Raw genomic sequence first — 22705 nt, forward strand, 5'->3', positions numbered from 1 at the left:
AGGTGGCCGCGCTCGATGCGCGTGCGGCAGCGGTCGTCGCCGGACTCGGCGGCTGGCTGCCCCCGCGCGTGGTGGACAACGACGAACTGTCGCGGCGGCTGGACACGTCGGACGAGTGGATCCGCACGCGGACCGGGATCGCTCAACGGCACGTCGTCGACCCTGGTATGTCCACTGTGGACATGGCGGTCGAGGCGGGCCGGCGGGCGCTGTGCTCCTCGGGGTCCGACCGCGCCGACGCCGTCGTGCTGGCCACCTCGACCCCCGACCACGTGTGCCCGGCGAGCGCACCGCAGGTCGCGAGCAGGCTCGGCCTCTCCGGGGCGGCCGCGTTCGACGTCAACGCCGTCTGCAGCGGCTTCGTCTACGCGCTGGCGACGGCGGCGGGCCTGCTCGCGGCCGGAGCCGCCGAACGCGTGCTGCTCGTGGGCGCCGACGCGTTCACCACGCTCATCGACCCCGCCGACCGGGGCACGGTGCCGATCTTCGGGGACGGTGCGGGCGCGGTGGTGCTCAGGGCGGGGCGGCCGGACGAGCTGGGCGCACTCGGCCCGTTCGACCTGCACAGCGACGGTGAGCTGGCTGACCTGCTCGTGGTGCCCGCCGGTGGCTCGCGCAAGCGGACCACCGACGAGCCCGGCGAGTACTACCTGTCGATGCAGGGCACCGCCGTGTTCCGGCACGCCACCGCGCGCATGGCCGAGTCGTCCAGAGCGGCGCTGGAGCGTGCCGGGTGGACCGTCGGTGAGGTCGACCGGTTCGTCGGGCACCAGGCCAACATCCGCATCCTGCAGACCGTGGCCAAGCAGCTGGGCCTGCCGGTGGACAGCCTTGTCGTGAACATCGAGCACACCGGCAACACCAGTGCCGCGTCCATTCCGCTCGCGCTGGCCGACGCGGCCGCCGACGGCACGCTGCGGGTGGGCGACCGCGTGCTGATCAGCGCCTTCGGCGCGGGCCTCACCTGGGGCTCGACCGTGCTGCGCTGGCCGGATGTCACTCCGGGCTGAGCGCGGCCGGCAGGCCGAACGGCGCGAAGTGCTCGGCGCCGATGAACGAGGTGACCTCGGCGATCCGGTCGCCGCGCACGGTCAGCACGTCGATCGACCAGGGCAGGTAGGCTCCCGCGCCGTCCCGGCGCAGGTACCCGGCGACGGCGGGTTGCCCGTTCGCCGACGTCGGCAGGTGCCGCCAGGCACCACAGCTGGTCAGCGGCACGCGCACCGCGAAGTCGGTGACCGCGTCGATCCCGCGGTACCAGTGCGGCAGCGGCGGCATCGACCAGGTGACGTCCTCGGTGAGCAGTGCGACCAGGGCCTCCGCGTCGCCCCGCTCGAGCGCGGCGGCGTAGTCGGCGACGATCTCCCGCAGCCGCGTGTCCGGTGCGCGCTGCCCGCCGGCGTCCGGGATCCGCTCGGCGACGATCCGGCGGGCTCGCTGCAGCGCGCTGTTCACCGAGGCCGTCGAGGTGTCCATCACGGTGGCGATCTCGGCCACGGAGAACCCCAGTACCTCGAACAGCAGCAGCGCCGCGCGCTGGTTGCCGGGCAGGTGCTGCAACGCGGCGACGAAAGCCAGCTCGACGGCCTCCCGCTGCTCGTAGCGGGCGTCCGGCGCCGCCCTGCCCTGGGCGAGGTCGGCGTCCGGGTACGGGCCGAGCCAGGAGACGTCGGTCAGCGGTGCGTCGCCGAGCACGGTGCGGTCGCTGGCCGGGCCGAGGTCCACGGGCAGCGCGCGCCTGCCTCGTGCGGCCACCGTGTCCAGGCACGTGCGGGTGGCGACCGTGTACAGCCACGACCGCAGCGAGCTCCGGCCCTCGAACCGGGCGAGCGCGCGCCACGCCCGCAGCAGGGCGTCCTGCAGGGCGTCGTCCGCGTCGTGGGTCGAGCCGAGCATGCGGTAGCAGTGGGCGTGCAGCTCCCCGCGCAGCGGCCGCACGAGCCGGTCGAACGCCGCGCCGTCCCCCGCGCGGGCCCGGTCCAGCTCCGCCCGTTCACTCACGACCCGATTCTGCCGCACCGGAGGGCAGTGAATGGCACATCTCCCGCGCTCAACGCAGGCGATGTGCCATTCACTGCCCGGGGCAGTCGGCCCACGCGACCGTCGGCTCGGCGCGGCCACGCAGGTGCAGGGTCGCCTCCCGGTTCCAGCGGTCGCGTTCCGCGGCGGCGCAGGCCTCGACCACCGCCTCGCTGGCGAGGATCCGTCCCGGCACCTGCTTCGCGTGCTCGGTGAGCCGCGCCGCCTCGTTCACCGCGTCGCCGATCACCGTGTACTCGAACCGCGTGCTCGTGCCCAGCTGCCCGGCGAACGCCGGACCCCGGGCCACCCCGATACCCAGGTCGAGGTCCCCGCCCGCGGCCACCTCGTCGCGGATGGCCCGCGCGACCAGCAGCGCGGAGGTGGCCGCGTCCGCGTGCCGCGTGGGCGCGCCGAACACGCACAGCGCGGCATCGCCCTGGAACTTGTTCACCAGGCCGCCATGCGTCTCCACCGCGTCCACCACGCTCGCGAACAGGCGGTTCAGCTTGCGGACGAGCTCCTCCGGCGGCAGCCGCGCCGCGAGGGCCGTCGAGTCCACGACGTCGACGAACAGCGCGGTCACCTCACGCACGTCGCCCGAGAGCGAGGCGCCGTACTCCAGCGCGTGCCGCGCCACGTCGGCGCCGACGTGCCTGCCGAACAGGTCACGCAGTCGCTCCTGCTCGCGCAGGCCCGCCGCCAGGTCGTTGACCGAGGCCTGCAGCCTGCCGATCTCACTCGCGTCGTCGACGCCGACCGTGACGTCGGTCCGGCCGCGGGCGATCTGGTCGAGGGCCAGCCGGAGGTGGTGCAGCGGAGCGGCGACGGCCCTGGCCAGCAACGCCGTGCCGAGCGCGCCCACGACGAGGCCGAGGATCGCCAGCGACAGCAGCGCGTACGTGGGGTCGGCGTCGCCGAGGTCCGGCGGCAACACCACCAGCAAGACGCCGAGCAGCGGCACCCCGCTGGCCAGCGACCAGGTGAGCACCAGCCGGGAAAGCACCGTGCTGGGCAGCCGGTCCCTCGGCGGCGCGACGTCCAGCGCCATCGCCATCACCGGCCGCGCCACCCACTCGGCGGCGAGGTAGGTCAGGCCGACCGTGGTCAGCCCACCCAGCAAGATCGTCAGCGAGACCCCGAGCGCGTCGGCGGCCGAGCCGAGCGCCCACGCCAGGACACCCAGCACCACGGTCCCGCCGAACCACAGGGTGCCGCTGACCACCGCGAGGTCGACCGGCAGCCGCAGGGCCTTCGCCGCCTCCTCGGGTGAGGGGGCACGGCCGAACAGGAACCACACGACCGTGCGGCGCTGCAGCAGACCCGCCCACGCGGTGCCGACGAGCAGCGAGAGCAGCACGTAGCCGGCGGCGCACACCGCGAGAATCCAGCCGCGTCCGCCCACGTCGGCCGGGAGACCCTGCAGGGTGAGCAGCAGGAACACCATGCCCGCGCCGCAGAAACTGGAGCCGAAGCCGAGCGCGGCGAAGCCCGCGCTGGTGCGCAGCACCGTGCGGAACCGCGTCGAGAGGCCGGGTCGGTGCACCTCGTGATCGTATGGCCGACGGCGGCTCGCCGGGGGCCACGGCACTCACGACGCGCGGCGGCGTTCCGGCTCCCACGCGTCCCGGACGGCCTGCTCCAGCTGCGCCCGGGACATCTTCGAGCGGCCCTTGACCTCCAGCTCACGGGCCAGCTTGTCCAGGTCGGCCTTGCTCATCGCGGACAGGTCCGGCGGCTCCGGCTCCGCCCGGCGGCGCCGCTTCGGCGCCTCGTCCTTCTGCTCCTGCCGCCGCTTCTCCTGCTTGCCCGCACCACGCCTGCGCTTGCGGTCCTCCACGCTGCGCGACAGCGCGTCGAAGAGGTCCACCACCTCCGTGGCCTGCGGTGGGCCCTCCTCCGGGGTGACCGTGCGCCCGGCGCGCTTGTCCTCGATGAGCTGCAGCACCCGCTCGTTGTAGGTGTCGTGGTACTGGTCGGGCTGCCACTCGTCGGTCATGGAGTCGATCAGGCTCACGGCCATGTCGACCTCCTTGCCGCGCGCCTTCCGCTCCGCGGGCAGTTTCCGCACCTCCTTCGCCGGGTCCCGGACGTCCTCGGGGAAGTGCAGCGTCTCCAGCACCAGCACCCCGCCGCTGCCCGCGCGCACCGCGGCCAGGTACTCCTTGTTGCGCATGACGAACCGCGCGATACCGGCCCGGTTCGTCCGCTCCATGGCCTCGATGAGCAGGCCGTACGCCCTGGCGAACTCCTCCTTGGCCGGTGCGAGCCAGTACGTCTTCTGGAAGTAGATCGGGTCGATCTCGTCGAGGTCGACGAACTGGTCGATGTCGATCGTGCGGGAGCGGCCCGGCGCGATCTGTTCGAGCTCTTCCGGCTCGATGATCACGAACTCGCCGTCCGCCAGCTCGTAGCCCTTCACGATCTGGTCGTAGGGGACCTCCTCGCCGGTGCGCTCGTTGACCCGCCGGTACCGGATGCGGTCGGACGTACCGCGCTGGAACTGCCGGAAGTGGATCGTGTGGTCCTCGGTGGCGCTGTACAGCTCGACGGGCACCGTCACCAGGCCGAAGTTGAGGGCGCCGCTCCAGATCGCTCGTGCCATTGCCTGCTTCCTAACCCAGCTTCTCCAGTGCCCTGGCCGCCGACGCGGCGTGGGCGTGGATGTCCCGCCACGGGTCGGCCTTGCGGGTCAGCCGCCGCAGCACCTTCCTGAGATCGAACCCGGCGGGCTCGACCCGGCTCAGCTCCGCCCAGTCGACGGGGGTGGCCACGGGCGCGCCGGGGCGGGCCCGCAGCGAGTACGGCGCGACGAAGGTCTGCCCGTAGGCGTTGCGGTTGGTGTCCAGGAAGATCCGGTCGCCCCGGCGGTCCTTGCGATGTGCGGTGGTGAGCCGGTCGGGGTCGCTCCGGGCGAGCCGGTCGGCGGCGCCCCGCGCCAGTTCCCGGACGCCGTCGAAGCCGGTCCCGGCGTCCAGCGGCGCGACCACGTGGTAGCCGCGCCCACCGGTGGTCTGCACGAACGGGGTGAGGCCCAGCTCGCCCAGCAGGTCCCGCGCGCTCCGCGCGGCTCGCCGCAGGTCGGTGAGTCCGCTCCCGCGCTCCGGCGGGTCGAGGTCGAGGACGAGCAGGTCGGGGCAGTCCAGCCGGTCAGCGGTGGACAGCCACACGTGGAACTCGATCGTCGCCTGGTCGGCGAGGTAGGTGAGCGTGTCGGCGTCGTCGCAGACGACGTGCCGCACGGTCTCCCCGGGCTCACCGCGCCGCGGCACCTCGGCGATGCGCAGCCAGTCCGGGAAGTGCGCCGATGCCTCCTTCTGGAACCAGCCCTCGCCGTCGATGCCGTCGGGGTAACGGCGCAGCGTGAGCGGCCTGCCCCGCAGGTGCGGCAGCAGCACCTCGGCCACGGCCCGGTGGTAGGCCACGACGTCGCCCTTGGTCACGCCCGCGCCGGGGTAGAACACCTTCCCGGGGTTCGACACCTCGATCATGCGCCCTCCCGGACCACGTCGGCCGCCGGCTTGTCGTCGCGCAGGCCCCGGAACCGAGGGTGACGCAGCTTCCCGTCCCCCGTCCACTCGGAGAACCGCACCTGGACGACCAGTTCGGGTTCCACCCAGTGGGTGCCGGGTTCGCGCACCCGTTCCCGGAACGGCGACGTCCGCCGTTCGAGCCGGTCCAGCCGCTCCCGCAGGACGCGCAGGGTCGTCTGGTCGTACCCGGCGCCGACCTTGCCCGCGTACCGCAGGCGGCCGTCATCGTGATCGTCGTGGTAGCCGAGCAGCAGCGCCCGGAACCCGGCCCGTGAACCCGGGGGGTCGGTGAAGCCCGCTACCACGAACTCCTGCTCCCGCACGCACTTGAACTTCAGCCAGTCGCGGGACCGCCCACTGGTGTAGGGCGCGTCGGCGCGCTTGGCGATCAGGCCCTCCCAGCCGCGTTCGCACGCGTGCTCCAGGAAGCGCTCGCCCTCGGCGTTGCGATGGGTGGACAGCCGCAGCGGATCCGCGAAGTCGAACGCACGGCGGAGCAGGTCCTTGCGCTGCCGCAGCGGCAGGCTGGTCGCCTCCGTCCCACCGAAGGAGAGCAGGTCGAACAGGTAGTAGTAGACCCGCACGCCGGTGGCGCGCGCCCGCGCCGGGTCGCTCAGCTGGATCCGGGGCTGCAGCCGGGCGAAGCTCGTCTGCGACCCGTCGAAGGCGACGATCTCGCCGTCGGCGACGAAGTCGTCCCCACCCTGCGCGGCGAGCGCGTCGACGATCTCCGGGTAGGTGCGGTCCATCGGGTTGTGGTTGCGCGACCACAGCCGGGGCCGCTGTCCCCGGCCGCGCTCGCAGACGCAGCGCACGCCGTCGAGCTTGCGCTCGAACAGCCAGTTCTCGTCGGAGAAGTACCGGTCCGTGAGGGTCGCCAGCATCGGCTCCCGCCACCTCACCCGGAATCCCCGCCCGAGAGGGCCGCGGTGCGCTGGTCGTCGGCGCCCTCACCGCTCCGGCTGACGAGCAGCCACTGCTCCTGCGACTCGCCGGCCCTGGTCCGCGTCAGCGTGTAGGCACCGCGCAGCCGCTCGCCGTCGAGCCAGATCCGCAGCGTGCCGTCGGCGAGACCCTGTTCCGGAGTGGACGGCGAACGGTGCACGAAGGTGCCCGTGTCGAACCGGCCCCGCGCGTCGGCGGCGAGGTCGAGCGGCTGGTCAGCGGAGCGGATCGCGAGCAGCTTCTCGCCGGGGTCGGCGGACGGCGCGTCCGGAATGGACCACGAGACCAGCGTGCCGCCGATCTCCAGCCGGAGCTCCAGCTGGAAACCGGTGGCGTGCTGGTGCACGACGAAGCGGCGGCGCTCGCCTCGCGCACCCGGCGCGTCCGCCTTCGTCATGGCGGCCGTGTACCCAGCGCGAACGCGGGCGAAACGCGCGTATCAGTCGTCCTTGGCGCCCTCGACGAGGCCTTCCCGCAGCGTGTCGAGGGTGCGGGCGAGCAGCCGCGAGACGTGCATCTGCGAGATGCCGATGCGTTCCGCGATCTGGGTCTGCGTCATGTTGTGCACGAAGCGCAACGCCAGGATCCGGCGCTCCCGTTCCGGCAGGTCCTTCACGAGCGGCTGCAGGGTCTCGTGGTTCTCCACGCCCTCCAGCGCCGCGTCCTCCTCGCCGAGCGTGTCGCCGAGGGCGAGGTTCTCGGTGTCGCCGGAGAGCACCTCGTCGAGGGACATCGAGTGGTACGCGTTGCCCGCCTCGAGGCCCTCGTAGACCTCCTCAGGACTGAGCCCCAGGTGCGTGGCGATCTCGCTGGGTGTCGGCGCGCGGCCCAGCCGCTGGGAGAGCTGGGTGCTCGCGTTGTTGATCGAGAGGTGCAGCTCCTTCAGCCTGCGCGGTACCCGGATCACCCAGCCGGTGTCCCGGAAGTGCCGTCTCACCTCGCCCATCACCGTGGGCACGGCGAAGGACAGGAAGTCCGAGCCGCGGGAGGGGTCGTACCGGTCGACGGCGTTGATCAGGCCGACCCTGGCCACCTGGACCAGGTCCTCCTTCGCGACCCCTCGGCCCGAGAACCGCTGCGCGATGTGCTCGGCGAGCGGGAGGTGACCGGTGACGAGTTCCTCCCGCACCTCGGCTCGGCGCGGATCGTCCTCGGCGAGTGACGCGTACTCCTCGAAGAGCGGTACGAGGTGCCCGTAGTCATCCGAGGGAGTGCGCGATCCGTGAGTCGTCGATTCGGTCACGTAAGAGTCGGCTTCCGCTTCGTCAGCTCTATGTGTACCCAGTTGCCGTGCCCGTTCACGCGGCTCGGCTCCACCCAGGAGTCGGCCGAGTCGGCGAGTGTCGTCAGCACGCGCCAGCCGAACGAGGCGGTGCTCGGCACGTCGTCGCCGTCGGACGACACCGTGCCGGTGAAGCGCAGTTCCTGGTCGCTGATGGTGAACCGGCAGACCATGGTGCTGTCCGCGACGGCACGGGTGATGAGCGTCGAGCACGCCTCGTCGACGGCGAGGCGGAGGTCGGCGATCGCGTCGAGGTCCAGGTCGGCTCTGATGGCGATGCTCGCGGCGACCGAACGGATGATCGGCAGGTGCACCAGGTTCGCGCCCAACCGGAGTTCGATGTCGTCCTGCGCGCCGACGTCGTGTGACGGCGGGTCGGTCTCGGTCACTTTCACCTCGGGTTGTCGACGGCCGTTCAAGGTTGCCCGCCTACAGTAGACACTTCTGCTCTCTCGCTCTCAGTCGTGCCGCAGAATGGCGCCGAAACCCTCGGTGAGATCCAGCTCGTCACCCACGTGGACGATCCGGGCGCGGGTCGCGATCGCCGCCACCGGCAGTGCCTCGTCGGCCCGGCGGCGACCCGGGTACGGCACCCCGAACGCCTTCAGCTCGTCCTCGCTCACGCCCACCTGGGTGGGTTCGGGGCCGGTGACGACCTCGGCTTCGCCGGGCCTGCCGACGAGCAGCGTCTCCACGTTGCCCTCGCGCAGTGCCGTGGTGGTGGCCTCGAGTCCCTGCACGGCCAGGCCGGTGCGCTGGCCGAGCGCGTCGCGGAAGCGCTCGATCTCCTCGGCGCGCCGCCGGTGCTTGTCCTCAGCCAGCAGCTCGGCGACCTGCTCGCGCAGCTGGTCGTTCCCCGCGCCGGTGTGCCTGCCACCGCTACCGACCTCACGCACGTGCTGGCGCACCTGCTCCGGCAGGGCCTCCTGGAGCGCCTTGCGGGCCTGCAGCTCGCCCGCGACGACGACGAGCGTCGCCCCGGTGGCGCGCGCGGCCTTGGCCACGTCCTCGGCGACCAGGTCGATGTTGTGCCGCACGGTCTCCTCGGTGTGGGCCTGCATGTCGCGGTGGGCGAAGCCGCCGCCACGCACCTTGTGCACGGGGTGCTCGCTGCCCTGGGTGGTGTGCTCGTCCACGACCTGGCCCTGCTGGTCGACCGTGGTGATGTCGGCGCCGGTGTGGTCCACCACGGCCACCACGTGCGCGGGCGGCAGTTCCCCGTGCTCGGCGAGCGGCAGGACATAGGGGAGGTCGGAGCGGCGGGACACCGGCGTGGCGGGTGGCTCGTCCAGCTCCTGGTCCACCAGCACGCGGTCGCCCGCGGCCACCAGCGCCCGGCCACTGCGGCCGACGGGCGGCTCGCCGTCCCGGATGGCGGTCTCGAGGGCGTTCAGCGTGCGCTCGTCGGTCCCCTGGCCGGCGAGGTCCTCCCGGAGCTCCCGCCACCGCAGGTCGAGCTGCTTGGCGGCGTCCTGGGTGTCGTGCGAGTCCTCGAAGTACACCGAGGCGAACGGGCCGTCGGTCGTGACCAGCTCGCGCAACCTCGCAGTGTCCACTCAATCCTCCCTCGTACGTGTGCAGCCGTGGGCTACCCGGAGCGAGGGGCGGAGAAACGTCGGATCGCGCCGTCCCGTGATACTGAACACTGTATACGTACCTCGGCGCGAGGTTGTCCGTCCGCGTTGCTTAGGGTCCGGTTCGTGACCGCACGACGAGTTCCCGGGTAGCCCAGATGGTCTGGTGGCACGCCGTCCTGATCGCCCTCGCCGGTGTCTGGGCTGGCATGATCAACACGGTCGTGGGCTCGGGAACGCTCGTGACGTTCCCGGCGCTCGTGGCGCTCGGCTACCCGCCGCTCACCGCCACCACGTCCAACGCCATCGGGCTCGCCCCCGGCACCGTGAGCGGGGCCATCGGCTACCGGCACGAGCTGCGCGGGCAGGGCCGCAGGCTGCTCGTGTTCGGCGCCGCCTCGCTGTGCGGGGCGATCGGCGGCACCGCGCTGCTGCTTTCGCTGCCGCCCGACGCGTTCGAGACCGTCGTGCCCGCGCTCGTCGGCCTCGCCGTCGTGCTGGTCATCGTGCAGCCGAAGGTCTCGACCTGGGTGCTCAGCCGCAGGGAGCTCAAGCGGGAGCGGGGCAAGCGGAACGTCGGCAGGCCCGGCCCGCTGCTGTTCCTGCTCATCTTCCTCGTCGGCGTGTACGGCGGGTACTTCACCGCGGCGCAGGGGGTCATGCTCATGGCGATCATGGGCATGCTGCTGGCCGAGCCGATCCAGCGGCTCAACGGCATCAAGAACGTGCTCGCCGCCGTGGTCAACATCGTGGCGGGCACGATCTACGCGTTCATCGCCCCGATCAGCTGGCCCGTGGTGGGGCTGCTGGCCGCCGGGTCGGTGGTGGGCGGGCTGCTCGGCGCGCGCCTCGGGCGCAGGATGAGCCCGTTCGTGCTGCGGATGGTGATCGTCGTGATCGGCGTCGCCGCCGTCGTCCAGCTCATCCTGCGCCAGCTGTGACACCCGCGTGCCTGGTCACCACTCGTGAGTGTTTTCCGTGGTAAGAACCACGTTCTTCACTCACGAGCCGGGAACGTCCGCGCCGCCTCCAGGAAGGTGTCGTTCTGCTCGGGCGTCCCGATGGTGACGCGCGCGCCCTCACCCGCGAACGGCCGGACCACGACCTTGTGCTGGAGGGCGTGCTCGGCGAACTCGGTGGTGCGCTCGCCCAGCGGCAGCCAGACGAAGTTCGCCTCCGTCTCCGGCACCGGGTAGCCGGCCGCCACGAGGGCGTCCCGCACCCGCCCGCGCTCGCGGACGATGTCGGAGCAGCGGGCGAGCAGCTCGTCGGCGGCGTCCAGCGAGGCCAGCGCGGCGGTCTGCGCCAGCGAGTTGACGCTGAACGCCACGTACACCTTGCGCACGGCCTTGATGACCTCCTCCGGACCCACCGCGTAGCCCACCCGCAGCCCGGCGAGGCCGTACGCCTTGGAGAACGTGCGCAGGACGGCGACATTGGGGTGGGAGCGGACGAAGCCGAGCCCGTCGGGGACGTCCGGGTCGGTGACGAACTCGCGGTAGGCCTCGTCCAGCACCACCAGCACGTCGTCCGGGACGGCGTCGAGGAACCGGGTGAGCTGGTCGCGGCGCACCGCGGTGCCGGTCGGGTTGTTCGGGTTGCACACGAACACCAGCCGGGTGGCGGGGGTGATCGCGGCGAGCATCGCGTCGAGGTCGTGCCGGTGGCCGGCGTCGAGCGGCACCGTGACCGGCGTGGCATTGGCGACGCGCGTGATGATCGGGTACGCCTCGAACGAGCGCCAGGCGAAGAGCGCCTCCTGCCCCGGCTCGCACACCGCCTGCACGAACTGCTGGCAGAGCGAGACGGAGCCGCAGCCGACCGCGACCTGGTCGGCCGGGACACCGAGGTCGCTCGCCAGCCGGTCCACCAGTGCCCACGCGCCCATGTCCGGGTAGCGGTTCACGTCGCCGGCGGCGCGCGCGATCGCCTCCGCGACGCTGGGCAGCGGGCCCTCGGGGACCTCGTTGCTCGCCAGCTTGATGGCGCCGGGCACCGAGCGACCGGGCACGTAGGACGGCAGCGACATGACATCGGCCCTCGTGGGGACGGATGAGGACATGGACGGCGCTCCTCGGGTCGGAAGAACTTCTGCCGGTCAACCTATCTCGCGCGATATCTCCGAGGTCACGTTGACTCGGCGTCGGTGTCCGGTGGTTGAGTAGGTACATGACGACGACGTACACCGAGCACTACCAGCGTGCCGACGGCCGGGCTCTGCGGATGACGTTCGCCGAGCCGGAGGGGTCCGTGCGCGGTGGTCTCGTGGTGCTGCACGAAGCCGAGGGTGTCACCGATGGCGTGCGGCTGCTCGTCTCCAGTCTCGCCGGTGAGGGCTGGCTCGCCGTCGCCCCGCACATCTACGAGCTGCGCGGGCGGCTGACCGGGGAGGACGTCCTCGCGGCCACCGACATCACCCTCGCCTGGCTCGTCGACCGCGGGGTCCAGGCTGACCTGCTGGGTGTGGTGGGCTTCGACCTCGGGGGCACGGCGGCGCTCGTGGTGGCGTCGAGCCGGAAGCTCGGGGCCGCCGTCAGCGTGGGCGGGCAGGGCATCAGCACGCCCGTGTCCGAGGAGCTGCCCGCGCTGGTCGACATCGCGGGCAGGCTCACGAGCCCCTGGCTGGGGATCTACGGGGACGACGGCGGCGAGGTGGGCGAGGCGGAGGTCGAGCGGCTGCGGGAGGTCGCCGCGGCGGCACCGGTGCCGACCAATGTGGTGCGGTATCCGGGCGCCAACCACCGGTTCGACGCCGACCCGGACGCGGCGGAGGAGGCCTGGCAGCGCACGCTCGACTGGTTCGACGCGTACCTGCGTTGAGTGGCTCACACACATAGGCGGTGCCGCGGCGCTCGCCTAGGCTCGGCGCATGACTGCTGACGCTCCCGAGGTGCTGTGGCGGCCGGATCCGGAAGGGGTCGCTCGCACGAAGATCGAAGGTTTCCGCCAGTGGTTGCGTGACGAGCGGGGCACGGACGTCCGCGACTACCACCAGCTGTGGGAGTTCTCCACCGGTTCGTTGCCGGAGTTCTGGTCGGCGGTCGCCGACTACCTCGGCGTGCGGTGGCACGAGCGGCCCGCCGAGGTGCTGTCGGGGACGGAGATGCCGGGTGCGCGGTGGTTCGCGGGCGGGACGCTGAACTACGCGGAGCATGCGCTGCGCGGCGGTGTCGCCGGCGCGGCCAAGGAGGACGACGACGTCGCCGTGCTCTTCGAGCGGGAGGACGGGCTGGCCGAGCGGCTGACGTACGGGGAGTTGCGGGCCAAGGTGGCCGCGGCCAGGGCGGCGCTGAAGGAGCTCGGCGTCGGCAAGGGCGACCGGGTGGTGGCGCTGGCGCCGAACTCGCCGCAGACGCTGGTGGCGTTTCTCGCGGCGGCGAGTCTGGGCGCGACCTGGTCGTCGTGCTCACCGGACTTCGGTGTGCGGGCCGTCGCCGACCGGTTCACCCAGATCGAGCCGAAGGTGCTGGTCGCGGTCAACGGTTACCGGTACAACGGGCGGTCGTTCGACACCCGGCCCACGGTGGAGGAGCTGCGTGGCAAGCTGCCCGGGCTCGCGGCGACCGTGCTCGTCGACTACGTCGGCGGCGGCAGCCTGCCCGGCACGCGTGACTGGGACGAGCTGCTCGCCGGGCACGCGGGCGCGCCGCTGGAGTTCGACCCGGTCGAGTTCGACCACCCGCTGTGGGTGCTGTACTCGTCGGGGACCACCGGCCTGCCGAAGGGCATCGTGCAGGGGCACGGCGGGATCACGGTCGAGCACCTCAAGCAGCTGGCGCTGCAGAGCGATCTCGGCCCGGAGGACCGGTTCTTCTGGTTCACCACGACCGGCTGGATGATGTGGAACTTCCTCATCTCCGGGCTGCTGGTGGGCTCCACGATCGTGCTGTACGACGGCAGCCCGGGGCATCCGGACCTGAGCACGTTGTGGCGGCTGGCCGAGAAGCACCGGGTGACGTTCTTCGGGACGTCGGCGCCGTTCGTGCAGAGCTGCCTGAAGGCGCACCTGCGTCCCGCGGCCGAGTACGACCTGTCGGCGATGCGGGCGGTGGGGTCCACCGGCGCGCCGCTGTCGGAGGAGGGCTTCCGCTGGATCGCCGACGAGGTGGGGCGGCACGTGCAGATCTGTTCCGTGTCCGGCGGGACCGATTTGTGCACCGCGTTCGTCGGCTCGGCGCCGGACGTGCCGGTGTGGCTGGGCGAGCTGTCCTGCCGGTGCCTCGGCGCGGCGGTGGAGGCCTACGACGAGTCGGGCAGGCCGGTGATCGACGAGGTCGGCGAGCTGATGATCACCAAGCCGATGCCGTCGATGCCCGTGTTCTTCTGGAACGACCCGGAGGGCAAGCGTTTGCGCGAGGCCTACTTCGAGGAGTTCCCCGGCAAATGGCGGCACGGCGACTGGATCAAGATCACCGATCGGGGCTCGGCGATCATCTACGGCCGAAGCGACTCGACGCTCAACCGCGGTGGCGTCCGCATGGGCACGGCCGAGTTCTACCGGGTCGTCGAGGCGCACGACGAGATCCTGGACTCGCTGGTCATCGACACGTCCTCACGGGACGAGGGTGAGCTGCTGTGCTTCCTGGTGCTGGCCGAAGGGGTCACCCTGGAGGACCTGGAGCCGACGCTGCGGAAGGAGCTGCGGGGCGCCCTGTCGCCGCGCCACGTCCCGGACCGGTTCATCGTGGTCGACGAGGTGCCGAGGACGCTCAACGGGAAGAAGTGCGAGGTGCCGGTGAAGAAGATCCTCCGTGGGGTCGACCCGGAACGCGCCGTCAGCCGTGACGCGCTGGCGAATCCGGACTCCCTGGCGCCGTTCGTGCGCTACGCCACGGCGGAGTAGGTCCCGCGGGCCCGCGCCGGCGGCTCTTCGGGCCGTCGGCGCAGGTCAGCCGGGCGATGGGGGGTGCTTTGCCCGGCGGCCGAGGGGGTGTGTACTCTATGTTCGCAGTGGTCGCGACCTGGGAGGCTTCGCCTAGTCTGGTCTATGGCGCCGCACTGCTAATGCGGTTGGGGGTAACCCCCCCTCCCGGGTTCAAATCCCGGAGCCTCCGCCGGAGCCCGGTCCGCCGGGCCCCTACCGACCTCGGTCGGAACAACTGAACACTGCGCCCGTAGCTCAACGGATAGAGCATCTGACTACGGATCAGAAGGTTAGGGGTTCGAATCCCTTCGGGCGCGCGTCTGGTTGAGACAGCAGTACAGGGAACCCGCTGGTGACAGCGGGTTCCCTGCTTTGTGGGGTTGATCGGGTGCGGTGTTGCGCAGGTAGCGGAGAGGTAGGCGGATCATGCGGTCTCGGGTAGCGCGGTTGTCAACGCCTTCGTCGTGAGGGGCCGTCCCTCCCCCGCCCACCAAGCTTGGAAACACGGGCATCTGCTGATCGGTCGGCCGTTCACGACGCAGGCGAAGATTCCGAGTACGCGAAGGGCATCCACCAGTTCTCGGGTGCCGCTCATTGGAGACGCGACGATGCGCTCAGCGCACTCGATGGCGATGAACCGTGTGCCGGGTTGGCGGTCGCCGAGGAGGTGGGCGACGGCTTGGCGTACGACCTGGTTCGTCAGCTTCCGAACGCTGGCCAGTTCGTTCGCGAGATCGGCGAGGAAGCGGCAGCCGGACTGGTTTGCGCTGCTCGTGAACTGCGTCCACGCTGACGTCCCCGCCAGGGCACGGCCTCGCCGGTCGACCTCGGCCACCCATCGGTCGGTCGGCGGCAGTTCGGACGGCTGCCGGGCGCTGGTTCCCTCAATCGCGGTGCCTTCTGCCCTCCGCCTGAGGGTCTTGCGGATCGGCCCGTGCGAACCGAAGCACCAGTGCATGTGACAGTGGCGGCGCCATCGATCATTCGATACGGGGTTGCGACAAGGAGGTCCCTCCTCGGTCGGAGCACCACAAGGATGGCTGTTGCTCATCCTTCTCGGCCGGGCCATGCCTCAAGCCTGCGGTACCGTCCGCCAGATAGTCACTACGCGAAGTGGGTCAACTTCGCAGGGTGTCCAGCTGGCGGGTTCCTACCGCGTGAGGTGGCTCCCGAACGTGGACCAATCGAGTACTCCGTTGCCGTCGGCTGTCGTGTGCCAGGCCGCGCGTAACGGAGTCCCGAGCTGTCGGGCTTCGTCCGTGGCACCGACTCAGCCGCTGACCGACCGCGGGGTTCCGGCATCCCTAGGTTTCTCGTCCATGCCGAGTCAGCTGAAGTGCTTCTGGACCACGTGTGCCATCACCTCGGACGCTTGCTGAGCCTGTTCCGGTGTCACCTCGGGTAGGTCGGCTTCTCTTCCGCGACCTCGCTTCGTCTCGATCCCGATGTGCAGGTTCCCGCGCTGAGAGAGGTCACCGCTCGGTGAGAGATAGATGTCGAAGTGCTCCCTCCGTTTGGTCCAGTAGGTCACAGCGGGCTTGCCTGCGATGTCGGTGACCTGCCGATCCAGGTAGAGATCGGGCCTGTTTCCGTAGTCGTTCGGCACGTTCCTCGGGTCGACGTTGACCTGGATCGTGAGGACGTGTTCGGGCTCGACGAAGTAGCAGTGCTCGCCCCACGTGACGGGCTTGAAGGCCGTGCCGAACACCCCCTGTACCGCTTCCTTGAACACGGCGCACTGCACGTGGCGGTTTACCCCGGCGGCCTTCAGGATCTGGTCGGGCGCTTCGGGCACCGGGACCTCCTGGTAAGGCTCACAGTCCGCGTTGCCTCCGGTGACACGGAAGTCGACGCAGGCGCCCAACGATCCGGTGTCGTTCTCGTCGGGGCCGTAGAGAAGGGGGCGTTGGGGCTGCGCATCCGCATGGCTCGGCTTCCCGCCGGCAAGGGAGATCGCCTGTTCCGCCAGTCGTGCCGCCACGTCGCAGTCACCGGTGGTGATGGTGAACAGGGTGGTTGCGAACCACTTGTTGCGGACTCCGGATGGGCCGTTGTTCCAGGTGGCTTCGCAGAGTGGGCCCAACTGTTCCAGGTACACGGTCTTGCCCGCGATCTGCGCGGCCTGGCCCGAGGGTTCGGGTGCCTCCTTGTACCGGACGTCGAGTTCGGGTGTCGTCGCCTCGGCTTTCCCGGACTTGTCCGTGGTGGCGCAGCCACTGAACGGGTCGGCCACACCGTCCGCATGATGTGGCTGGAAGGTGTACATGTCGGCCTCCTGGCCGAGGACCTGGCTCAGGAAGGAGCAGCCGTCCCACTGGGAGAACGGCCGTGTATCGCGGTCGATCGTCAGGCTGTCCGGACTGCCGAGCTTCGCCACCGCTGCCCCGGCGTAACGCCGGAGAGCCGGGCAGACGTCTCGCTTGTCATACGTCTCGTGCTCGAACACGATCGCCCTGGTGAAACTGACCGGGATGTCCACCCGGCAATGCCCACGGGCGGAGCCGCCCTGCTGATACAGGTATGCCCTGGCTCCGTTGAGCTCGATGGGAGCCATCGAGTAGCGCGAGAAGTGGTCGGACAGCGCGCCGACCCGGACGGAAACGTTCTCGTCGGCGGGTGAGTAGTCGGGGTGGACGACCATCATGCAGGCATGTGGGCCGGTGGCGATGGTCGCGGCGTTCGGCGCGCCCCGTGACCTGGCGCCCTGGACATCCAGCAACTTGCACGGGTCCAACTGGCGGAGAGCGACGGTGATCGCCTGCATGTCGCGGTCCGGTGGCCGGGCCGACCGGGTCTCGGTCGGCACCGCGGCCGAGACGCCGCCGTCCGGTGCCGCCTCGCCCGCGCTGCCGTCGCCGTCTCCGCCGGTCAGCACCACCGGAACAAGCACCGCGGCGGCCACCACAGCGACCAGGAAGGGGACCAGCGCGAGCAGGTACTTTCGCGAATTGCGAGGTGGGCGAGGCGGCTGCTGAGGCGGTGGCCACTGCCCCGGCGGCCACTGCCCCGGCGGCCACTGCCCCGGCGCCACTGTCCGGGCGGCTGAGGCGGGCCCTGCCAGTGACCACCGGTCCAACCGCCTGGCCCCTGCGGCGAGTTCGGCGAAATCACGTTCCCCCCAATAAGGCCGTCGTTGACCTCCTCGACGGCGCCTCCCGCGCCGCCTGCCAGCGCAGATTACTGTGGTGTCAGACGACGTGCTGAGCATGGGTGGTCGCGGAGTGTCGTCCGGATCGGGCGCCTACCGAGCGGACCAGCAGGTAGGCCAGCAGGCCGAACGGGGACAGCAGGATCGTCAGCACGAGCAGCGGGGCCAGGAACGCGTGGTGCACGCCGCGGTCCCGCGCGTCGTGGTACATCCACCTGCCGACGAACAGGTCGAACGCGATGAGGTGGGCCCAGATCGCCGCCGCGCCCTCGGGGGTGCCGAGGAACGCGCTGAGCGTGCCGAGGTCCGGATCGCTCACCACCGACCACAGCGTGCCGAACTCGCCGATCGCGAAGACCGTGTAGATCGCCAGCGGCGCGACGGCGCTCCACGGCGAGCCCATGATCCGCCGGGTCCACGACCAGCCGGGGGCGAGGATCATCAGCGCCCAGAACGGCACGGCCAGGTAGAACGTGATCTGGAACAGGGTGGTGGTGTTCACGAGATGCCCGCTTTCTCGATCTCCCGCGTGGCGGCGTGCGCCCGGGGAACGTGGGTGAAGGACAGGTACGTACCGATGGCCACCGCGACCAGGAGTGCCGCCAGCGCGAGCAGCGTCCACGCGTCGGGGCTGACGAGCGGCTGGCCGCGCAGGGCCTGCCAGGTCACCAGGCCGACGAGGCCCGCGTAGCCGAACCCGGCCACCAGGACCAGCCGGGCCCGCACGGCGTCGGGGCGCAGCCGGGGGAACCGCCGGGCCAGGATGCCGAGCAGCAGCGCGAGCAGCGGCAGCGCCTGCAGGGCGTGCATGCCGACGAAGTGCGGGATGCGCAGGTCGCCGCCGGTCGTGCTCCACCCGGTGATCGGCATGCCCGGACCGCCGTCGGCCACGCCCACGCTGTGCGCCCCGATGACGCCCTCGAACGTGCCGTCGCGCAGGGACCGCGCCTGCTCGTCGGTGGGGCCCACCATCAGCGCGCCGAGCCCGATGCCGACCAGGGACACCAGCGCGCCGAGCCGGATCGCCCACCGTGCCGCCGGGTCGGCGATCCGCGTGCGCAACAACAGCACGGTCAGCACGAGCGTCGCCGTCCACAGTGCGGCGATCGAGACACCCATGATCGAGAACAGGGCGGAGTCGAGGGGTGTCGCGGCGTTGAAGTGGCTCGCGCGCCCGCGCACCACCTGCGTCACGATGATCCCGTACTCCACGGCCATGATCACGACGATGCCGGTGGAGACGCGGTGTGCGAGCCGCCTGCCCCGCTGGAGCAGGGTGAGCAGCCACGCCCACGTCACGCTGTAGGCGGCGATGGAGACCGCGAACTTGAACGGCTTCAGCCAGATCGGCGCGCCGAGCAGGACCCGGTCGTCGAGTGCCAGACCCCCGAGTGACACCACGGCCATCCCGGCCATGACCACGGAGGTCCACATCATCGGGCGGTGCCAGGTGGAGACCCGGCCGAGCAGGGTTGTCATGATCGCCTCCCAGATTGGATAGCTCCACTATCCGAAACAGGAAGCTACACTATCCATACTGAGAACGTCCACAGGAAAGGGCCGAACGCATGCGGATGGCCGAGCTGAGCCGGGAATCCGGCGTCGCGGTCGCGACGATCAAGTACTACCAGCGCGAAGGGCTGCTGCCGCCCGGCGAGCGCACCAGCCCGAACCAGGCGCGCTACGACGCGACGCACGTCCGCCGCCTCCGGCTCGTCCGCGCGCTGCTCGAGGTCGGTGGGCTCTCCATCGCCGATGTGCGCGACGTTCTCGCCGCCATCGACGAGCCCGCGACCTCGACCCACGACATCCTCGGCGTCGCCCAGCACGGGTTGCCGCTCGCGCGGCGCGACGTGAGCGATGAGGACCGGAAATGGGCGCTGGAACACCTCGAGGCGGTGACCGCCGAGCGCGGCTGGCAGCTCAGTCCGGAGTCGCCCGCGGTCGAGGCGATCGTCGACGTGCTCTGCACCGTCCGCGCCGTCGGGCACGAGTGGATGCTCGACTCGCTCGACCGCTACGTCGACGCCGCCGAGCGCGTGGCGGAGGCCGACCTCGGCGCGGTCGCCCGGCTCGGCTCCACCGAGTCCATCGTCGAGGGCGCCGTCGTCGGCACCGTGTTCGGCGACGCGCTGCTCGTCGCGCTGCGCCGTCTCGCGCACAAGCAGGCTTCCCGGGAGCGGTTCGGCGACGCATGAGTGTGGGAGGGGCGGCGCGGGACACGCCGGGTCGGGAGAGTCGTGTCCCGCGCCGCCGGGAGTGGCTACGTCAGAGCCCGAGCCCGCTCAGCAGGCCACCGGACTGCTGCCCGGTCATCTGCTGGCCACCGGTGGAGGCGTTGATGTTGCCGGTGGCGGCACCCTCGGGGCCCGCCGCGCTGAAGCCGGCGCCGTAGTAGGCGCCGCCGCCGAACCCGGTCGTGCCGCTGTTGACGTAGTACTGCGCCACGCCCTCGGGTCCGGCCACGGCGTACTGCCCGTGGTAGTTCACGGCACCCTGCTGGCCGCCGCCGACACCCTGAACCTGGGCACCGGAGCCGGTGTTCACCTGCTCGGTCGCCGACGCGATGCCCATCGCCCCGAAGGACAACGGGAGCGCGAGCACGGACGCCACGATGGAGCGCCGGATGGTTCGCATGCGATACTTCCTTTCTCTCTGGTGACAGAGGGGCAGGACCTGGTCTCCGCGCTGTCCAGGCTGTGGGAGGCCGGGTCCTGTTATTTCCGGAAGGGGCCGCTCCGGCCCCGCCGGTCAGCTACCCCGGCGCCATCGCGACAAACGTCTACTGTGCCCGAATGCGGTACTTGCACCCGGTTGGATGATGGCGCGCTTCCACCGTGAATCTCCCTGTGGGACAGCGGTTTCGAAAGCTCCGAAGAGGACCGCCGGGCGGGGGTGTGTGCCGTCCCGGGAATGCGGCACACCGAATTTCGGCCGCCGGAATTGCCGTCCCGATTCTTCGGTCAATGTATGAGACCGGTGCGCTCATTTTCCGAGCGCCGCGCCTCCGCCGTTGACGGGCAGGGTGAGCGCGCACCGCGGCGGTTCGGCGTGTGCGGGGTCGAGTGCGTTGCGCACGTGGCGCAGGGCGGCCGCGTCGAACGAGATCCCCAGATGGTCGCTGGCGTTGGCCGGGCACCGGTCCTGCAGCAGGATGTTGGTGACGTTCGGTCCCTCCAGGAACGCCGACGTGTACGGCGTGACCACCTCGTCGTACCTGGTCTGGATCACGGTGTAGCGCACGCCGGGCACCGTGTCGCCACCTCGGTTGAGCTTGGTCAGGAACTCCGAGCCGGCGATCTGGTCCTCGACCGCGGGTCCCAGCCCCGTCGTCAGCAGGTAGGGCACGCCGGGGAGCTTCGCGAGCCCGTTGACCGTGGTCCCGTGGTTGGAGGGGGCCAGCCCCACGAGCGTGTCGACCTTCGCCGCCCCGCCGAGGAACCGGAGATAGTACCGGGGCATCATCCCGCCCTGCGAGTGCCCGACGATGTCCACTTCGGACGCGCCCGTGGCCGCGAGTACCCGGTCGACGAACGCGCCGAGCTCCACCGCGCTCTCGGCGACCGGCCCCGCGCCGTAGGTGTGCGCCGAACCGGGCAGCCCGACGTGCGGGCCGCCGACCCTGCCGTAGTTGAGCGCGAAGACGCAGTAGCCCTCGTTCTTCAGCAGCGGCGCCAGCGTGTACCAGTTGTAGGTCTTGTTCTCGATGGTGCCGTGCACGAGCACCACCGGATCGGGGTGCGCGGGGGAGGGGCGGCAGGTCCAGTCGTTCGCGCCCGCGGGCTCGGTGTCCGGCCGGAGCGCGCCGTTCGCCAGCGCGGCCACCCCGGAGTACACCACCGGCACCGGCTTCTCCGCGGTCGCGACCGTCGGCACCAGGGCGAACATCAGGGCCAGACCGGCGACGAACCACCGCCGCACGACACGTTTCATCGCGCTTCCCTCATCCACGGCGACCAGAGTCGAGCGCATACCCTACTCGTACGTAGGTACCGGTGTCAGGCCCGTCACAGCGGGAGCGTGGTCGACCGGGCGATCCGCACGGCGGCGAACCACGACGGTGGCAGCGGCTCGGGCGCGCCGTGTGCCGCGCGGAGGTAGTCGCGGCGGTTCTTCACCTGCTCCGTCTCCGTCCACAGCCGGACCAGCCAGCCGAGCACCCTGGCCACGGTCAGCGCCTCCGCCACCACGGGTTTCCCCGGCACCTCGGCCAGGCTCGCCAGCCGGCGCAGCCCGCCGAACTCGCCGGGGACGTCGGCGGGACGGAACTCCCTCGGCCAGTCCAGTCCGGACACGTTCTTCCCGCTCGCCCTGGTGTCGGCGACGGTCCGTTCGAACTCCGCTCGCCTGGCCACGATCTCGGCGAACGCGTCGACGGGTGAGAACACCTGGTCCCGCCACCACTCGGCGCGGTCGACCCCCGAGGTCCGCGTGAGCCCGCCGAGCAGCTCGGGCAACCGCCGGGGATCGGCCGCGGTGACGGCCCGGCGTTCGACGACGACGAGCAACCGCCGGGCCGCGTCGGGCGAGCCGAACGCCTCCTCCCTCGGCACGACCCACGCTCCGGTCGGGACGCCACCGGGGCTGACGTGCCACACGGCGACCGAGTCACCGTCCTCGCCCGCACCGGTCGCGAGGATCGCGCTCCCCGGGGCCCACGCCTCGGCGGCACCGCCGAGGCCATCCTGCGTTTCCGGCACGCTCATCGACACCGCACTGAGGTCGGCACCCGGTCGATCCGCGTTACACCGGCGAGGTCAACCCGCTGCTGTGGCATCGTGACGCCATGGCAACCGATCACCGCGCGCTGGCGGAGGACTACGCCGGCACCGCGAGCCAGACCGTCGAGGCCGTCTCGCAGACCGAGGACAACGCCCTCCAGATCGCCCTGGTCGAAGCCGTGCTCGCGGTGTACCACCAGCTCCGGGGCATGGACTCGGACGGCGGCGACGCCGGGTGACCCGCCGCCTCCGGCTCTTCGCCACGGGAGACGGGCTGCTGCTTCGCGTAGCCGCCGAGCACGCGGACCTCGTCCGGGACTTCGAACACCTGCCGCACGAGGTGCGGCGGCGGCAGACCGGTGCCGCCGACTGGCTCGACGTGCTCGTCGTCGGTGTCGGGTCGGGCGGGCTCCTGACGGTGCTTGCCGAGACGCTGCGGCGGGTCCTCCACCGGGACGAGGGCACCGAGATCCACGTCGAGCTGCCCGACGGCACGAAGCTGCTCACCAAGGGGGTCTCGGTCGACGAGCTGCGCCGCGTGCTCGAACTGGCGAGGCAGGACGGCGAGTAATGGACGGCCTGGAGCCCAGGGCGCGCCGCCCGCGACGGGGGTCGATCT

General features: G+C 71.2%; 23 protein-coding genes and 2 tRNA genes. 9 read left to right on the top strand and 16 right to left on the bottom strand.

Annotated features, from left to right (window positions below; translation table 11 throughout):
• The first annotated feature begins 2 nt into the window (after nt 1–2).
• A complete protein-coding gene (locus B0I33_RS21120; RefSeq protein WP_106180588.1) occupies nt 3–1010 on the top strand; it encodes a beta-ketoacyl-ACP synthase III in 1008 nt (335 codons plus the stop codon).
• Here B0I33_RS21120 and B0I33_RS21125 read toward each other — a convergent pair.
• The 9 genes from B0I33_RS21125 to B0I33_RS21165 form a co-directional block, all read right to left on the bottom strand.
• Complete coding sequence (locus B0I33_RS21125) at nt 997–2001, bottom strand: sigma-70 family RNA polymerase sigma factor (RefSeq protein ID WP_219927235.1); 1005 nt, start codon at nt 1999–2001, stop codon at nt 997–999. The two genes, B0I33_RS21120 and B0I33_RS21125, sit on opposite strands and share 14 nt — an antisense overlap.
• Nucleotides 2002–2071: 70 nt before the next feature.
• Nucleotides 2072–3565 (bottom strand): adenylate/guanylate cyclase domain-containing protein, encoded by a 1494-nt coding sequence (locus B0I33_RS21130; protein WP_245900897.1) that lies wholly within the window; start codon nt 3563–3565, stop codon nt 2072–2074.
• A gap of 45 nt (nt 3566–3610) precedes the next feature.
• The gene (gene ku, locus B0I33_RS21135) at nt 3611–4624 is read right to left on the bottom strand and encodes a non-homologous end joining protein Ku (protein WP_106180590.1); all 1014 of its coding nucleotides are present in this window, start codon (nt 4622–4624) and stop codon (nt 3611–3613) included.
• Nucleotides 4625–4634: 10 nt separating this feature from the next.
• Nucleotides 4635–5510, bottom strand: coding sequence for a non-homologous end-joining DNA ligase (gene ligD, locus B0I33_RS21140; protein ID WP_342750080.1), 876 nt, complete (start codon nt 5508–5510; stop codon nt 4635–4637).
• On the bottom strand, nt 5507–6436 hold the full coding sequence (gene ligD / locus B0I33_RS21145) for a non-homologous end-joining DNA ligase (RefSeq protein ID WP_106180834.1): 930 nt from the start codon (nt 6434–6436) through the stop codon (nt 5507–5509). Before ligD (B0I33_RS21145) ends, ligD (B0I33_RS21140) begins: the two co-directional genes overlap by 4 nt.
• Nucleotides 6437–6450: 14 nt before the next feature.
• Nucleotides 6451–6894, bottom strand: a complete 444-nt coding sequence (locus B0I33_RS21150; RefSeq protein WP_106180591.1) for a DNA polymerase ligase N-terminal domain-containing protein — start codon at nt 6892–6894, stop codon at nt 6451–6453.
• A gap of 42 nt (nt 6895–6936) precedes the next feature.
• Nucleotides 6937–7740: a SigB/SigF/SigG family RNA polymerase sigma factor gene (locus B0I33_RS21155; RefSeq protein WP_106180592.1), complete on the bottom strand. Its 804-nt coding sequence runs from the start codon at nt 7738–7740 to the stop codon at nt 6937–6939.
• Complete coding sequence (locus B0I33_RS21160) at nt 7737–8168, bottom strand: ATP-binding protein (protein WP_106180593.1); 432 nt, start codon at nt 8166–8168, stop codon at nt 7737–7739. The genes B0I33_RS21155 and B0I33_RS21160 overlap by 4 nt, the downstream gene beginning before the upstream one ends.
• A 69-nt stretch (nt 8169–8237) precedes the next feature.
• Entirely contained in the window at nt 8238–9335 is a 1098-nt protein-coding gene (locus B0I33_RS21165) for an Rv2629 family ribosome hibernation factor (RefSeq protein WP_106180594.1), read from the bottom strand.
• Nucleotides 9336–9511: 176 nt separating this feature from the next.
• Here B0I33_RS21165 and B0I33_RS21170 point away from each other — a divergent pair, with 176 nt between their 5' ends.
• Nucleotides 9512–10294 carry a sulfite exporter TauE/SafE family protein gene (locus B0I33_RS21170; RefSeq protein WP_106180595.1) on the top strand — a complete coding sequence of 261 codons (783 nt, stop codon included), beginning with the start codon at nt 9512–9514 and terminating at the stop codon, nt 10292–10294.
• A 56-nt stretch (nt 10295–10350) separates the two neighbouring features.
• Here B0I33_RS21170 and hisC read toward each other — a convergent pair whose 3' ends face one another.
• The gene (gene hisC, locus B0I33_RS21175; protein ID WP_106180596.1) at nt 10351–11415 is read right to left on the bottom strand and encodes a histidinol-phosphate transaminase; all 1065 of its coding nucleotides are present in this window, start codon (nt 11413–11415) and stop codon (nt 10351–10353) included.
• Nucleotides 11416–11522: 107 nt separating this feature from the next.
• Here hisC and B0I33_RS21180 point away from each other — a divergent pair, with 107 nt between their 5' ends.
• The 4 genes from B0I33_RS21180 to B0I33_RS21195 all read left to right on the top strand — a co-directional run bounded on the left by B0I33_RS21180 (nt 11523) and on the right by B0I33_RS21195 (nt 14534).
• Nucleotides 11523–12173, top strand: a complete 651-nt coding sequence (locus B0I33_RS21180) for a dienelactone hydrolase family protein (RefSeq protein WP_106180597.1) — start codon at nt 11523–11525, stop codon at nt 12171–12173.
• A gap of 49 nt (nt 12174–12222) precedes the next feature.
• Nucleotides 12223–14196 carry an acetoacetate--CoA ligase gene (locus B0I33_RS21185; RefSeq protein WP_106180598.1) on the top strand — a complete coding sequence of 658 codons (1974 nt, stop codon included), beginning with the start codon at nt 12223–12225 and terminating at the stop codon, nt 14194–14196.
• A 121-nt stretch (nt 14197–14317) separates the two neighbouring features.
• A tRNA-Ser gene (locus tag B0I33_RS21190) sits at nt 14318–14407 on the top strand.
• Nucleotides 14408–14461: 54 nt separating this feature from the next.
• Nucleotides 14462–14534 (top strand) — tRNA-Arg (locus tag B0I33_RS21195).
• A 1010-nt stretch (nt 14535–15544) separates the two neighbouring features.
• Here the strand turns inward: B0I33_RS21195 and B0I33_RS21205 are convergent.
• From B0I33_RS21205 to B0I33_RS21215, 3 genes are all read right to left on the bottom strand, one after another.
• Nucleotides 15545–17119, bottom strand: a complete 1575-nt coding sequence (locus tag B0I33_RS21205) for a hypothetical protein (RefSeq protein WP_106180600.1) — start codon at nt 17117–17119, stop codon at nt 15545–15547.
• A 286-nt stretch (nt 17120–17405) separates the two neighbouring features.
• Entirely contained in the window at nt 17406–17867 is a 462-nt protein-coding gene (locus B0I33_RS21210; protein WP_106180601.1) for an ABA4-like family protein, read from the bottom strand.
• Nucleotides 17864–18844, bottom strand: a complete 981-nt coding sequence (locus B0I33_RS21215) for a hypothetical protein (RefSeq protein WP_245900900.1) — start codon at nt 18842–18844, stop codon at nt 17864–17866. The genes B0I33_RS21210 and B0I33_RS21215 overlap by 4 nt, the downstream gene beginning before the upstream one ends.
• Before the next feature lie 89 nt (nt 18845–18933).
• On the opposite strand from B0I33_RS21215, the gene B0I33_RS21220 reads away from it, so the two are divergent.
• Nucleotides 18934–19563 carry a MerR family transcriptional regulator gene (locus B0I33_RS21220; RefSeq protein WP_106180602.1) on the top strand — a complete coding sequence of 210 codons (630 nt, stop codon included), beginning with the start codon at nt 18934–18936 and terminating at the stop codon, nt 19561–19563.
• A gap of 70 nt (nt 19564–19633) precedes the next feature.
• Here B0I33_RS21220 and B0I33_RS21225 read toward each other — a convergent pair whose 3' ends face one another.
• From B0I33_RS21225 to B0I33_RS21235, 3 genes are all read right to left on the bottom strand, one after another.
• Nucleotides 19634–20002 carry a hypothetical protein gene (locus tag B0I33_RS21225; RefSeq protein ID WP_106180603.1) on the bottom strand — a complete coding sequence of 123 codons (369 nt, stop codon included), beginning with the start codon at nt 20000–20002 and terminating at the stop codon, nt 19634–19636.
• 348 nt (nt 20003–20350) lie between these two features.
• On the bottom strand, nt 20351–21298 hold the full coding sequence (locus B0I33_RS21230) for an esterase/lipase family protein (protein WP_219927236.1): 948 nt from the start codon (nt 21296–21298) through the stop codon (nt 20351–20353).
• A 74-nt stretch (nt 21299–21372) separates the two neighbouring features.
• A complete protein-coding gene (locus B0I33_RS21235; RefSeq protein WP_106180604.1) occupies nt 21373–22071 on the bottom strand; it encodes a DUF6218 family protein in 699 nt (232 codons plus the stop codon).
• 80 nt (nt 22072–22151) lie between these two features.
• On the opposite strand from B0I33_RS21235, the gene B0I33_RS30045 reads away from it, so the two are divergent.
• Complete coding sequence (locus B0I33_RS30045) at nt 22152–22325, top strand: hypothetical protein (protein WP_181193397.1); 174 nt, start codon at nt 22152–22154, stop codon at nt 22323–22325.
• Nucleotides 22322–22657 carry an effector-associated constant component EACC1 gene (locus B0I33_RS21240; RefSeq protein ID WP_106180605.1) on the top strand — a complete coding sequence of 112 codons (336 nt, stop codon included), beginning with the start codon at nt 22322–22324 and terminating at the stop codon, nt 22655–22657. The genes B0I33_RS30045 and B0I33_RS21240 overlap by 4 nt, the downstream gene beginning before the upstream one ends.
• Nucleotides 22658–22705 lie beyond the last annotated feature (48 nt).

The organism is Prauserella shujinwangii, assembly GCF_003001955.1.
Lineage (GTDB): Bacteria > Actinomycetota > Actinomycetes > Mycobacteriales > Pseudonocardiaceae > Qaidamihabitans > Qaidamihabitans shujinwangii.

Excerpts from the sequence above, each read along its gene's own strand:
- B0I33_RS30045 (WP_181193397.1), top strand. The coding sequence starts at position 22,152 with ATGGCAACCGATCACCGCGCGCTGGCGGAGGACTACGCCGGCACCGCG.
- B0I33_RS21225 (WP_106180603.1), bottom strand. The coding sequence starts at position 20,002 with ATGCGAACCATCCGGCGCTCCATCGTGGCGTCCGTGCTCGCGCTCCCG.
- B0I33_RS21150 (WP_106180591.1), bottom strand. The coding sequence starts at position 6,894 with ATGACGAAGGCGGACGCGCCGGGTGCGCGAGGCGAGCGCCGCCGCTTC.
- B0I33_RS21220 (WP_106180602.1), top strand. The coding sequence starts at position 18,934 with ATGCGGATGGCCGAGCTGAGCCGGGAATCCGGCGTCGCGGTCGCGACG.
- B0I33_RS21235 (WP_106180604.1), bottom strand. The coding sequence starts at position 22,071 with ATGAGCGTGCCGGAAACGCAGGATGGCCTCGGCGGTGCCGCCGAGGCG.
- ligD (WP_106180834.1), bottom strand. The coding sequence starts at position 6,436 with ATGCTGGCGACCCTCACGGACCGGTACTTCTCCGACGAGAACTGGCTG.
- B0I33_RS21185 (WP_106180598.1), top strand. The coding sequence starts at position 12,223 with ATGACTGCTGACGCTCCCGAGGTGCTGTGGCGGCCGGATCCGGAAGGG.
- B0I33_RS21180 (WP_106180597.1), top strand. The coding sequence starts at position 11,523 with ATGACGACGACGTACACCGAGCACTACCAGCGTGCCGACGGCCGGGCT.
- ku (WP_106180590.1), bottom strand. The coding sequence starts at position 4,624 with ATGGCACGAGCGATCTGGAGCGGCGCCCTCAACTTCGGCCTGGTGACG.
- B0I33_RS21170 (WP_106180595.1), top strand. The coding sequence starts at position 9,512 with ATGGTCTGGTGGCACGCCGTCCTGATCGCCCTCGCCGGTGTCTGGGCT.
- B0I33_RS21230 (WP_219927236.1), bottom strand. The coding sequence starts at position 21,298 with ATGAAACGTGTCGTGCGGCGGTGGTTCGTCGCCGGTCTGGCCCTGATG.
- ligD (WP_342750080.1), bottom strand. The coding sequence starts at position 5,510 with ATGATCGAGGTGTCGAACCCCGGGAAGGTGTTCTACCCCGGCGCGGGC.
- B0I33_RS21215 (WP_245900900.1), bottom strand. The coding sequence starts at position 18,844 with ATGACAACCCTGCTCGGCCGGGTCTCCACCTGGCACCGCCCGATGATG.
- hisC (WP_106180596.1), bottom strand. The coding sequence starts at position 11,415 with ATGTCCTCATCCGTCCCCACGAGGGCCGATGTCATGTCGCTGCCGTCC.